This is a genomic window from Bacillus sp. ISL-78, from assembly GCF_018613455.1.
GTDB classification, from domain to species: Bacteria; Bacillota; Bacilli; order Bacillales; family DSM-1321; genus Peribacillus; species Peribacillus frigoritolerans.
Map to the genome: position 1 here is coordinate 278,084 of NZ_JAGGQC010000002.1, position 13,140 is coordinate 291,223.

A 13,140-nucleotide genomic window follows, 5' to 3' on the forward strand; every position below is an offset into this window, starting at 1 on the left:
GTTTTTTCCCCCTTGTTTTTGTATATGTTATGTTTATTAACAATATTATGTTATATTTTTTATCATATACTCAATTTTCTAATTATTCAACTTATTTTTTTGTGTTTTTTCATAAAATTGTTAGGTAATATAACATCAATAAGAATAAAGGACCGGAAAATGTGATGTTTTTGGTTTTGAAATTGCTTTTCTACATTTTCACGACTCCATGTCTATTACATTTAACCCTCCGCTTAGGTCCCACTTCGGAAAAAACAATAAAAAAAGGGCCCTCCTATTGAGGACCCTTCAATAAATATTCATTAACAGCAACGGGACACTTTGCCACCCTTTGCGTTATACCGTTCATCCTGGGCTTCGCAGAAAAATTCTTTCCTGGTTTTCACAGGATCTTCAGGATGATGCATTCTCATATGTGCCACATACGTATCATAACTTGGCACGCCGACGAGCAAACTGACGAATTGCTTTCTGTAGCTTAGAATTGTAATTATTCTTTTTAACATTGCTTTCCCTCCCTTATGACGACCTTGATACATAAGGCGTTTCATGTAAATCTATTTTCTGGTTCTTCAAGACTTTTATCCATAGCCTAATGGCAGAAATCAAGACCGTGATCACCACGATCATGAAGATGGCACATAGGGCGGCATCCACATAATCATTGACGATAACCCGCTTCATCTCGGCTAGGTTGGCTGCCGGAGCAAGGACTTCCCCATTATCATAAGCCGCTTTAAATTTATCCTTATGTGCTAAAAAGCCAATTGCCGGGTTTTCGTGGAACAGCTTTTGCCACCCTGCCGTCATGGTCACTATCAACAAGAATGTAGTGGGCACAAGAGTGACCCATGTGTACGCTTTTTTGCCCATTTTGAAAAGAACCGTCGTTCCAAGCAGCAATGCAATGGCGGAAAGCATCTGATTCGCGATTCCAAATAATGGCCAAAGGGTATTGATTCCGCCAAGAGGATCAATGACCCCTTGATAAAGGAAGTACCCCCAACCGATTACACAAATGGCAGTCGCAATTATATTGGGCAGCCATTTATTCGTTTCGGCAAATGGTTTGTAAAAGGTGCCGATGACATCCTGTATCATAAAACGACCCACCCTGGTTCCTGCATCAATGGTGGTCAATATGAACAATGCCTCGAACAGGATCGCGAAATGATACCAGAATGCCATCAGGGACGCCCCTCCAATCACTTGCGAGAAGATATGGGCCATGCCGATTGCAAAGGTTGGAGCTCCTCCGGTACGGGATATAATGGTCTCTTCCCCAACATCGTCTGCAAGGCCGGTAATCATCTCAGGTGTCACAAGGAAACCCCAATCGGATATCGTAGCAGCCACTTGCGCTGGTTCCGTTCCCACAACGGCCCCCGGACTGTTAATGGCAAAATAGATACCTGGCGTCAATACACAGGCGGCAATCATCGCCATGATGGCTACGAAGGATTCAGTCAACATCGCCCCGTATCCGATTGGACGTGCATGCGATTCGCGTTCAATCATTTTAGGAGTTGTACCTGAGGAAACGAGTGCATGGAATCCCGATACCGCTCCACAAGCGATCGTAATGAATAGGAACGGGAATAAATTTCCGGAAAATACAGGTCCTGTTCCATCGATGAATTGAGTGACAGCTGGCATTTCAAGGCTCGGCATGACAATAAAGATACCAAGTGCAAGTCCGATGATCGTACCGATTTTCAAGAATGTACTTAAATAATCACGCGGTGCCAATAACATCCATACAGGCAAAACGGAGGCAACGAAACCATAGACAATCAACATGATGGCAATCGTTTCCCCGGTGAAAGTGAACATTGGCGCCAATGTTGCGCTCTCGGCTACAAAGCGGCCGAAATATAACGCGAGCATCAAAAGTATGATTCCGATAATCGACCCTTCACCAACCCGTCCCGGCCTTATATAACGCATGTAAATGCCCATCAGGACTGCAATCGGTATGGTCGAGGCAATCGTGAACATTCCCCACGGACTGCCCACCAGCGCTTTTACGACAACCAGGGCAAGTACCGCCAATAAAATGATCATGATACCGAGGATACCGATCATCGCTATCAAGCCTGTAATCGGTCCAATCTCCTCTTTGATCATCTCTCCCAAAGATTTGCCGTTACGGCGCATCGAACCGAAAAGAATGATGAAATCCTGTACGGCACCAGCCAAAACAACTCCGACTACAAGCCATAGCGTCCCTGGCAAATATCCCATCTGCGCTGCAAGGATGGGGCCTACGAGAGGTCCAGCTCCGGCAATTGCTGCAAAGTGGTGACCAAACAAAACCCATTTGTTTGTAGGTACATAATCTTTCCCATCATTATTCGCTTCCGATGGAGTCTGGCGATTGTCATCTAGCTCAAACACTTTCCGTGCAATGAATTTACTATAAAAGCGGTATGCAATTGAATAAACACAGAGTGCCGCAGTAACAATCCACATGGCATTGATGCTTTCCCCCCGGTTTAGCGCGACGAAACCAAAACTCACCGCACCCAATGCAGATATGATCCCCCAAAGAATAACAGACTTAAGCGCTTTCAATTTTTCCATCTCCTCTCTATCGATCTAGTGTATAACTATAAAAAACCTTCATTCATAAGGGGCCAGGGCTGTATTTCTCTCCGTGCCCATTAAATTTAAAGAATTTTATATATATTCTGAATTATATGTTACCATAAGGTTTTTTAGCAATAGCAATTTAGTCAATCTGTAAAGTATTTTCCATTATTTTGTCGATAATTCCCTCCTTTCCCATTTTGGTGGAATCAATGATTTCCATGCTTTATAAAAATCGTATTGTGTGAACGCGTTTTTAGAAGGTTCATCATTAAATGAACGGGATGCAATCCCCAAGTTTATGATGCTCATTATGGGACCAACACAAAAAAATGCGCGCCGGATGGCACACATTCTTTCTTTATCCTATCTGATTTCCCCTTAATGAGCTGCGATTTAGATCGTAATAAAAACCCCTCTGCCGCAACAATTCATCATGGGATCCTTTTTCAATGATCCTTCCTTCATCAAGTACGAGGATTTGATCACTTTGCTGAATTGTATTCAATCTGTGGGCAATGACAAAACTTGTCCTTCCCTCCATCAAGCGGTGTAATGCTTCCTGGATTTTAAGCTCGGTTATCGTATCTATGCTACTTGTCGCTTCATCCAAAATCAATAATACGGGATCCGCTAAAATAGCCCTGGCAATCGATAATAGCTGGCGCTGCCCCTGACTTATTCCACTGCCATCTTGATTCAAGATGGTATCGTATCGATCTGGCAGTTTCATGATAAAGGAATGGGCATTGGCAAGCTTGGCTGCATTCACCACTTCTTCATCTTCTGCCTCCAGCCGGCCGTAGCGGATATTTTCACGAATCGTACCTTGAAACAAGAAGGAATCCTGTAAAACGAAGCCCATATGCTTACGGAGACTGGACCTCGTCACCTGTTGGATATCCTGGCCGTCAATCAATATCCGGCCGCTGTTCGGCTCGTAAAAACGGGCAAGAAGATTAATGATCGTGGTCTTACCTGCCCCCGTGGGACCTACAAGCGCGACAGTCTCCCCCTTCTTTGCTTGGAAACTAACATCATATATCGTTTGCCCCTCATCATTATACGAAAAGGAAACACCCTCAAAGTCCACCTCACCGCGGACTTCACGAAGTTCAGAAGCCTGTTTCTCATCCACTTCTTCTTCTTTTTCATCAAGTATGGCGAAAACCCGTTCAGCACCGGCAACAGCTGAGAGGAGTGTATTGAATTGGTTAGCCAGGTCATTGAGCGGACGGGTGAATTGCCTTGAGTACTCGGTGAAGATGACAATGACCCCGATGGAAACAGTACCTATGCCACTCAGCGCCAAAAACCCGCCGACAGCGGCTATTACCGTGAAACTTAAGTTGTTCAGTAAATTCATCAGTTTTGGAATCAGCCCTGAGTATGATTGTGATAGGAATCCGGCTTTCTTTAAATTTTCACTCCGGATGATAAAATCACGGATCACTTTATCTTCCTGTGAAAAAGCCTTTACGATCCGTTGTCCGGAAATCGTTTCTTCTATAAACCCATTCAGTTCTCCAAGGTTCTTCTGCTGTGCTTTAAACAGCTTTCCCGTCCTGTTCGTTATCCACCTAAGACCGAAGAACATGAGAGGAACGATGAATAAGGTTAAAACAGTTAATAAAGGGCTCAAATACAGCATGACTCCGACCGTCCCGATAAGTGTCAGCACACTTGAAAAGATCTGGATGACGGAGCTATTCAAAGTGGAACTGACATTTTCAATATCATTCGTGACCCTACTCATCAACTCCCCGTGCTGACGCCGATCAAAAAAGGGAATGGACAACTGGTGAAGCTTTTTGAATAGTTGATTACGCATCGCATAAACCGTATCCTGTGCAATTCCGATCATCCAATAATTCTGAAGCCACATGGATAGGGAATAAAATATGTAGACTCCGAGAAGCCCTAAAAGAAGGCTGATCAGCCCCCCACTATCTCTTGTGACAATATAATCATCAATGGCCATCCCAACAAGAAAGGGGCCAAGCAATCCCAAAACCGAGCTTATCAGTACCATGAAAAGGACACATAATAGCAGGCTTTTATTCGTTGCCAAGTAGGGAATGATCCTTTTTACCGTATTCCAGGAGTTGACCGGTTTAGACTTTGCCTTATCGGGAGATATTCTTCGACTCAAGCGAAATCCCCTCCTCCCCAAACTGTGAGCGAACGATTTTTCGATAAAGATCGCTTGTTTGCATCAAATCCTGATGTTTCCCCAGCGCAAGGACTTGACCGCTTTCAAGCAACAAGATTTTGTCTGCCTCCATGGCTGTACTGATTTTTTGTGTAATGATGAGCGTTGTGCATGTATAGTCCTTTAAAGCGGCAAGCAATTTACTTTCCGTCTTCAAATCCAGCGCACTTGTACTATCATCCAGAAGGAGAATCTTCGGTTTGCGCACCAATGCTCTTGCAATCGATAAGCGCTGTTTTTGCCCTCCAGACAGATTCACTCCTTTTTGCCCTAACTGGGTTTCATATTGCTTCGGAAGTTTCATTACGGTCTCATGGACCTGGGCATGCATGGCCGCAGCCATGATTTCCTCCATCGAGGCACCCTCTTTTCCCCAAGCGACATTATTTTTTATGGTCCCCGAAAAAAGCAGGGCCTCTTGCGGTACATAGCCGATCCTGTTCCGCAGCGAATTCAAGGGAATATCTTTCAGGTCTTGGCCATCAATTTGAATGGAGCCGCTTTCAACTTCATATAATCTCGGAATCAGCTGAAACAGAGATGTCTTCCCTGATCCTGTCGCTCCTATGATGGCAAGCGATTCTCCCGGATCGATGGAGAAGGTCAGGTTTTTCAATATCGGGGTTTCGGTTCCAGGATAGCGGAAAGATACATCCAGAAACTTAATGCCTCCCCCATTGACGGCCCCACTCTTGCTTTCCGCCTTACCTTCATCAATATCTATCGGGGTTTCAAATATTTCCGTCACACGTTCCGCTGATGCCTTTGCACGGGAAATGACCATGATCAGCCATGAAAAAACGGAAAGGGATGCCGCAATCCTCGTGGCATAGTTGACAATCGCCACAACTTCCCCTACCTGTATATCTCCCGTCGTTATAAATTCACTTCCAAGCCAGAGAATGATCAGAATCGCCACATTCATGACAAGCATCAGCACAGGCATCGTCGTTTCAATTAAACGAAGGGAAGACACAGTCTTTCTTTTCAACTCTTCATTCGCATCGTCAAATCGGCCGATTTCATGCTCCTTACGAAGAAAAGCTTTGATCAAGCGCATGCCTATCAGGTTTTCCCTCATGACACCATTGACATTATCGAGTTTTTTCTGGACGAGCTTAAACAGCTTAGCCGCCCGTTTCATAACCCACCCCAAGAAGAAAACAAGAACCGGAATTGAAATGACCAATACAAGGGATAATTTCAAATCGACCGAAATAGCCATTATCGCTCCGCCGATTACGATCAACGGCGCCCTTGCCATGATACGCAAGCCCATAAAAACCGTATTTTGAAGTTGGGTCACATCATTCGTCATCCTTGTAATCAACGAGGAAGTCGGGATATTATTCAAGTTCGCAAAAGAAAACGCCTGTATTTTACCAAAAAGGCTTGTCCTGACATCATGTCCAAAGCTTTGACTTACATGTGATGCCGTAAATGAATTAACGATCCCGCCAAGAAATGAAAAAACGGAAAGTCCAACCATGACACTTCCCCATTTAATCACCACCGATATATCTTTCTGCAAAATGCCATCATCAATGATTTTTGCTATAAATAGAGGTTGTAACAGCTCTACCCCGAGTTCCACAATCATTAAGGATAAAGCAAGAATGATCAAAAGCCAGTATGGCTTAAGAAATGAGGACAATTTTTTCATCTATGACACCTTCGATTCTCCGTATGTAAATAGCATCTTCTCATCCTCTCATTATACATTTTTATACAGATTTTTTAAAAGGTTTTAACTGTTTTAAAGCATTGGTAAATATCTTGAATTTTTTTTATAAATATCCTTGACAAATAACAGGAAATAAGCGAAAATTCTAATTGATAATGATTTTCAATTTCATTATCGATCTCTGAAATTTGATAAGCAAATACGATATTCTCTTATCGTACCCTTTTGATATTGTACATAGATACAATGTCGCCCCGGCTTCTCTGTGCCTAGTAAAATTATATGCTCATTAGCGAATGCAAGTCACTAGAATATTGCCCCCTCTTTATTCAAGTAATTTATTCACGTTGGAAGCATATTAGGCAGCCGGGGATTATTTTTTTTCAACTATTAAACTTACATATATGATTAAAGGAGCAGGATGATCATGAAACTAGAAAATATCATTAAAGAACGGCGCAGCATCAAACGATTTAAGGACATTCCTGTTCCTATTGATACCATCCAATCATTATTGGAAACTTCGACATGGGCACCGAACCATAAAATGACCCAGCCATGGCGCTTTGTCGTGGTGCATGGTGATAGCCGTTTAAAACTCGCAGAAGCAACACGTGCATTCATGGAAGGCAAAGAGAAGGACCCTGAAAAGAAAAAAGCAGCCGGACAGCGAGGATATAATAAACTCATAGGTGTACCGATGTTTGTCGCAGTGATCATGGAAGAGAATCCGAATCCCATGACACGCGAAGAAGATTATGCGGCTACAAGTGCCTTGATCCAGAATTTCAGCCTGCTTGCCTGGGAACAAGGAATCGGGATGATATGGGAAACATACGGCATGATACACAGCACGGAGTTTCGTGAAGCTTTGGGCGTGAAACCAGGCGAGAAGATCGTCGGCAGCCTTCACGTTGGCTATCCCGATATGATTCCTGCCCCGCGTCCAAGGACCGCGATCGATCGACTCCTGACCATTATGGACTAACATAAAAGGAAAGCCTCAAATCTTCCATTTGGAGGCAGACTGTAGACAAACTCGATGAAACCGGGTTTTCTACAGTTTTTTTATTGCTTTTTATTTCAACGTTGATTTCAGCTCCAGGCACTCGCTTTTCGCGGGCGGTCCGCCCTCGGCTTACGCCTGCGGTGCCTCCCTAGACGAGCTTTTCCCCCAGGAGTCTCCTGCCTCACACTCCACTCAACTTTGTTTTAACATATAGATAGAACTTATTCCCAACTTATTCCTACATTCTTTTTTTGTATTATATAGAAGTATTTAACTTGAAGTGATTAGGGTGCTTTCTAAACATGATTCTATTCAGCAAGACCAACTCGAAGTAATTACTTAAATCAATTGGTGCCAGTGAATCATTTGGCTCGTAAACTTGATGTGCCATTGACATCTCTTTCATTTATAATTTGGCGAGAGTTATGTATAAGGTTGGGCGCCCTTTTTATCCGTTTCAAGAGCGTCAACTCCGTCTCTGCTTTAGCCACTTGACATATTGGTTATTAAATTAAAACAGACGCTCTGAACCCCACAGCGCGTCTGCTTAGCTTGGAATGATTATCCCCACGGTCATTGCCACTACCTTAAAGAACCAGATGAAAAAAACCAGCGTATGTATAGTGATTAAAAGATTAATCACAAAAACCCCCCTTCTATAAGGAGGGCCCTAAACGCTCATACTCAAAAGAACTCGTGATATAATGCCTGAATTGCCGTCTCTTCGTTGTGCCCTTTCACACCGAACATCATGCTTACCTCCGAAGAGCCCTGGTTGATCATCTCAATATTCACCTTTGCTTCGGCCAAGGCTTTTGACGCTCTTGCCGTTGTACCGACATTATGGCGCATTCCTTCCCCTACAACCATGATCAAGGCAAGATCATGCTCCACATTCACTTCATCGGCATGAAGCTCTTTCTTGATTCGGGAAATGATTTTCTTCTCGGCATCCCCTTTCATCTGGTCCTGCCTTAGAATAAGCGTCACATCATCGATGCCTGATGGAATATGCTCATATGAAACTCCATAATCCTCGAGGATGTGCAGCAGTTTCCGGCCAAAACCAACTTCCCGGTTCATCAAATATTTGCTAATGTAAATACTGCAAAATCCTTTATCACTTGCAATCCCAATAACCGGCCCGTTCGTATTATCCCGTGTATTCACAATGCGGGTCCCTTGTGCCGCCGGATTGTTCGTATTCTGGATATGGACAGGTATTCCCGCGCGGAATGCAGGAATCAGCGCCTCATCATGAAATACCGAGAATCCTGCATAAGAAAGCTCACGCATCTCACGATAGGTTAGTTCCCGGATTCCCTTCGGGTTGGAAACCACATTTGGATTCACCGCATAAACGGCATCCACGTCCGTAAAGTTCTCATATAAATCAGCTTTGACCCCATTCGCAAGAATCGAACCTGTAATATCGGAACCGCTTCTTGAGAAGGTTAACACGTCACCATCTAATGTATATCCGAAGAATCCTGGGAATACAACGATTCCTGGCTCATCACGCAGAGCATATAACCGATCATAAGACTCTGGCAGCACCCTGGTAAATCCGCCTTCATCCGTTACGATCAAGCCTGCCTTCTTCGGATTGATATACTGTGCCTCCACTCCAAGGCTTTGGAAATAACCTGCGACCAACTTCGCATTATTATCCTCGCCACCGGCCTTCAAGGCATCCAGATAGCGCTTCGGGTCAGTTTGGTCTGCATGCAGCAGTGCCATTAAATTTTCATGAATCCCTGTGATGACACTCCCGGATATATCCAACTCTTCAGCAATGCTCGCATAGCGGGATACAACATCTTCTATCAAATGCTCTCCGTTATCCCCGCGCAACTGCTGTTCCGCGGCTTCAATCAATAAATCCGTCACCTTTATATCATCGGAATTGCGTTTTCCCGGAGCGGAAACGACCACAATCTTCCTCTCTGGATCAGAAACAACAATTTCGAATACCTTCCTCAACTGTTCACCTGACGCAAGTGAACTTCCACCAAACTTTGCAACTTTCATCTCGACATCCCCTATTTTCGTAAATATTCTGTCAAAATTAACTCTCCCTATTATTACGCTTTTTCTCGAAACAATCAAGTGGGAATTCCATTATAGGAGGACATTTGTACTTTTAAAAAGGACAGAACGACAGAACCATCGATCGAAATTAGCTAAAAACTAAAAAAAAGACAACGGGCATATGCCCATTGTCTTTTTTTTAGTTTTTAGCGATTATCCACGGTTTCTGGGTATAAGTCATGGTTCATCAAGCGGTAATTCGCCATTTCCTCATACTTCGTACCTGGTTTCCCATAATTCGTGTAAGGGTCGATGGAAATTCCGCCCCTAGGTGTAAACTTGCCCCAGACTTCAATATATTTAGGGTCCATCAATTCGATTAAATCATTCATGATGATGTTCATGCAGTCTTCATGGAAATCACCATGATTGCGGAAGCTGAATAAATAAAGTTTCAAAGACTTGCTTTCCACCATTTTCACACTGGGAATATAGCTGATATAAATGGTAGCAAAATCCGGCTGGCCCGTGATCGGACATAGACTAGTGAATTCCGGGCAATTGAATTTGACGAAATAATCCCGGTTCGGATGCTTGTTATCGAATGACTCAAGGATTTCAGGAGCATAGTCGAATGTATATTTTGTTCCTTGATTTCCAAGCAGTGTGATATCTTTTTTTAATTCTTCTTCTTTTCTTCCAGACATGAAAAGTCCTCCTAATCCCACATATCAGGGAGATTCATAAAATGGGCCTCTATATAACAAAAACCATATCTCCTCAAAGATATGGTTGATTCGCGAAAAATATCAAAGCCATAGTTTTTTTAAGAGGGTGATGCTATGAACCTCTCCCGTTTATCGGAAAATATTTTAAAATTGTCATAGTAAATATAGTAAAAAATATCTAATCTGTCAATCATACATTTTAAATTTGGTTTGATTCTTAAGGGCATTCAGCTTAAAATGTAGAAGAAGTTTATCCTACATGAAGGAAGAGATTAAGTCAATGTGGATTTTTGCAGCCCTCATCACGAGTTTATGTTTCGGAATCAATAACAGCATTTTTAAATGGAGCAGCGGAAAAGGGTATTCCAAGATACATATCCAATTTTTCTTTTATTTTTCAGCTTTTATTTTGTCCATCGTTTATGGTGTATTTATGGATGGTTTGCAGCTGAACTGGCTGTCCATCATGCTTGGTGCAGCAATTGGTGTACTGAACGCCAATGGTAACATCCAGATGGCAAGCGCCTTTGAAAAAGGTCCGGCAAGCTTGACATCTCCATTAATCGCAGCGAATGCCATATTCCCCATTCTCTGTGCAGCTTTAATTTTTCACGAACATATTTCTTCCTTGCAGTGGAGTGGAATCGCCTGCATGTTTATCGCTACATTAGTCATCCAATATACCCCTAATGCAAAAGGTAATCATCAATATTTCCCATGGATGATGCACACATTACTCTCCATCTTATCTTTTGGTGTGCTCGGCATTCTTATGACGACATCAACACGTCTTCATTTAAACTCCCTTGATATCCTTGTATCAATGTATGGAGGCGGAATGCTTTATCTTCTTTCGGCTCTAGCCTTTAAAAAAGAAAAAATCAAGCTAAAGGAAGTCAAAATCGGTTCCTTAGTAGGCTTTTTAAGCATGATAGGCTATGGATGTTATTTCTTTGCCTTGAACACCGGCATCGCAAGCATCATTTTCCCTGTCGTCAGCCTGAACTGTTTGGTTGTCGTATTCGCTGGATGTTATATATTCAAGGAAAAACTAAAAACCTATCAAATTGCCGGTGTTCTTGCAGCATTAATCGGTATTATTTTAACTAAAATATGAATATAGTTCGTTTAATAAAAATAACCTGGCTGTCATGTATGCTAGCCAGGTCGTTTTTTATTAAACCGGAAAATGGAGTAGGTCAAAAAAAAGTGTTGACACCTCCTTAAAAATATCAGATAATTTTGAATATTAACTTTCTCAATTTTACTGCTTTTGAAATGTTTGATTATCCTTCTGCCACGGGTATAAAAGAAATAGGTACAACCACCTCATTTAATTCTGAATCAGGAAAGGAAAGATGCATAATGGTAAAAGTTACAGTAACAGTTGATTTCCAAGGAAAATCTTATCAAACTAATGTCCTTACTAAACCGGGTACTGATCATGAAGTAATTTTACAACAAGCCCTTCATCAAGTTGAAAAACAATGGAAAGCATAAAAAAGCAGGCATCGCAATAGATACCTGCTTTTTTATTACCATAAATACTATCCAAAATACTTTCCATATGCACGATTAACGACCCTCTTGCAGCAATTCCCTCCTACTTTAAAACACTTTTTAATTGTTTTTTCAAAAGACACTACAATCAAGATGTCAATTTGTGTACTAGAATTTTTTTAAATATAAAAGTACATTAAAAACCTGTCTCAGTTTGTAGACAAAAGGTTCTATAATAAAGTTAATTGGAACGGAGGGTACGAGAACCCTGCGGGAAAAGCGAGTGCCTGGAGTGAAAATTAACGGTTGTCAAAAGTCTTAGACGGTCCCTTAAGAGACCGTCTTTTTCTATTAAACTAAACTTCTTATTAATGGCATGGAACGTTCTTGGAGGCTATCGGAAAACAGACTATAAGAAATGAGCTTCTTCTTGTACTGTTTAACTACATCCACGCGGTCGCTGTAAATATATACAAATAACCTAACATCCTTTTTGCCTCTTTTAGTATCAATGACCAATGGAGTACAGCTGTTCTCTGGATGTAAAAACAAATGCTCGTTTCCTGGGAATATATGATTTTTCTTCAAAAACCTAGCGTTATTAAAATAATTAATAACTTGAATTTTTTCTTCACCTTCCAAACGTTTTCCGTCAAAGGTTACGATCGCATTCCCGCCACTAATTTCTGCGTGTATTTTAAATTTGCTGATAATCCAATTAACTGCATCGGTTGGAAGACAGGAAACCAATATTTTTAACAAACTTAAGATAATTGTCAAAATCAAAACCGGCAAAGTCAATTCATCATCTCCGCTACATTTATAAATTAATTCTTACATAACTTATTATACCAAAAGGGGCTGACCGTTTTTCTTAGTAGATGTGTCCGTTCTATTAACGTTTCACTTTAGTAAACATTGCACTTAAACGCACGGGCGCGCTTCAAAAAAGAGTAAATATAATGTTGCGAAATGGTTATACTAAACAATATGGTTTCGGCCACATCCTTGTTAACAAACTTCCATGAATGAAATGGATAGACCGGTTTAAAAATCAAAAAAACTGGGCGTCATCAAGACACCCAGTTTTTCCGGAATCGATTATTGATATCCCCAAATCATTGTTAGCATTGTACCGAAAATTGTAACCAATGCAACGAACAATCCGTAATAAACGTTTGTATAAATCGATGCTTTATCTTCAGACTCTCCTGCATGCATGAACATAACAAATTGAAGTGCTGCTTGCATGAAAGCTGTAACAAGTAAGATGATCACACCCATTTTCAGTGAGAGATCAAACATAATAACTGATAGTGCGACCAAAGTCAGGACTAGCGAAAAAGCAAATCCCATAACTTGGCCCCGTGGGAATAATTCTTTCATA

General features: G+C 41.8%; 11 protein-coding genes and 1 riboswitch. Of the genes, 3 read left to right on the plus strand and 8 right to left on the minus strand.

The features are described from left to right. Nucleotides 1-302 precede the first annotated feature (302 nt). The 4 genes from J7I96_RS01755 to J7I96_RS01770 all read right to left on the minus strand — a co-directional run bounded on the left by J7I96_RS01755 (nt 303) and on the right by J7I96_RS01770 (nt 6,464). Nucleotides 303-506, minus strand: a complete 204-nt coding sequence (locus J7I96_RS01755) for a YbdD/YjiX family protein (protein WP_214773697.1) — start codon at nt 504-506, stop codon at nt 303-305. Between the two features lie 13 nt (nt 507-519). Continuing rightward, nucleotides 520-2,574, minus strand: a complete 2,055-nt coding sequence (locus tag J7I96_RS01760) for a carbon starvation CstA family protein (RefSeq protein ID WP_214773698.1) — start codon at nt 2,572-2,574, stop codon at nt 520-522. Nucleotides 2,575-2,950: 376 nt separating this feature from the next. Then, on the minus strand, nt 2,951-4,741 hold the full coding sequence (locus tag J7I96_RS01765; protein ID WP_251025405.1) for an ABC transporter ATP-binding protein: 1,791 nt from the start codon (nt 4,739-4,741) through the stop codon (nt 2,951-2,953). Continuing rightward, nucleotides 4,716-6,464 (minus strand): ABC transporter ATP-binding protein, encoded by a 1,749-nt coding sequence (locus J7I96_RS01770; RefSeq protein WP_214923082.1) that lies wholly within the window; start codon nt 6,462-6,464, stop codon nt 4,716-4,718. The genes J7I96_RS01765 and J7I96_RS01770 overlap by 26 nt, the downstream gene beginning before the upstream one ends. A gap of 448 nt (nt 6,465-6,912) precedes the next feature. Between J7I96_RS01770 and J7I96_RS01775 the strand changes: the two genes are divergently transcribed. Continuing rightward, a complete protein-coding gene (locus J7I96_RS01775) occupies nt 6,913-7,473 on the plus strand; it encodes a nitroreductase family protein (RefSeq protein WP_214773702.1) in 561 nt (186 codons plus the stop codon). A 705-nt stretch (nt 7,474-8,178) separates the two neighbouring features. Here the strand turns inward: J7I96_RS01775 and J7I96_RS01780 are convergent. Next, entirely contained in the window at nt 8,179-9,525 is a 1,347-nt protein-coding gene (locus tag J7I96_RS01780; RefSeq protein WP_214773703.1) for an aspartate kinase, read from the minus strand. A gap of 206 nt (nt 9,526-9,731) precedes the next feature. Then, nucleotides 9,732-10,232 (minus strand): preQ(1) synthase, encoded by a 501-nt coding sequence (gene queF / locus J7I96_RS01785; RefSeq protein ID WP_034305880.1) that lies wholly within the window; start codon nt 10,230-10,232, stop codon nt 9,732-9,734. A 104-nt stretch (nt 10,233-10,336) separates the two neighbouring features. After that, nucleotides 10,337-10,382: riboswitch (PreQ1 riboswitch) on the minus strand. A 130-nt stretch (nt 10,383-10,512) separates the two neighbouring features. Between queF and J7I96_RS01790 the strand changes: the two genes are divergently transcribed. Together J7I96_RS01790 and J7I96_RS01795 are read left to right on the plus strand one after the other, a co-directional pair. Further along, nucleotides 10,513-11,370, plus strand: coding sequence for a DMT family transporter (locus tag J7I96_RS01790; RefSeq protein WP_251025406.1), 858 nt, complete (start codon nt 10,513-10,515; stop codon nt 11,368-11,370). A 248-nt stretch (nt 11,371-11,618) separates the two neighbouring features. Beyond that, nucleotides 11,619-11,753, plus strand: coding sequence for a BA3454 family stress response protein (locus J7I96_RS01795; RefSeq protein WP_095390432.1), 135 nt, complete (start codon nt 11,619-11,621; stop codon nt 11,751-11,753). A 351-nt stretch (nt 11,754-12,104) separates the two neighbouring features. On the opposite strand, the gene J7I96_RS01800 is transcribed toward J7I96_RS01795, so the two are convergent. Both J7I96_RS01800 and qoxD read right to left on the minus strand, forming a co-directional pair. Continuing rightward, on the minus strand, nt 12,105-12,554 hold the full coding sequence (locus J7I96_RS01800) for a YfmQ family protein (RefSeq protein ID WP_214773704.1): 450 nt from the start codon (nt 12,552-12,554) through the stop codon (nt 12,105-12,107). Nucleotides 12,555-12,854: 300 nt separating this feature from the next. Next, nucleotides 12,855-13,139, minus strand: a complete 285-nt coding sequence (gene qoxD, locus J7I96_RS01805; RefSeq protein ID WP_214773705.1) for a cytochrome aa3 quinol oxidase subunit IV — start codon at nt 13,137-13,139, stop codon at nt 12,855-12,857. Between the last annotated feature and the right edge of the window lies 1 nt (nt 13,140).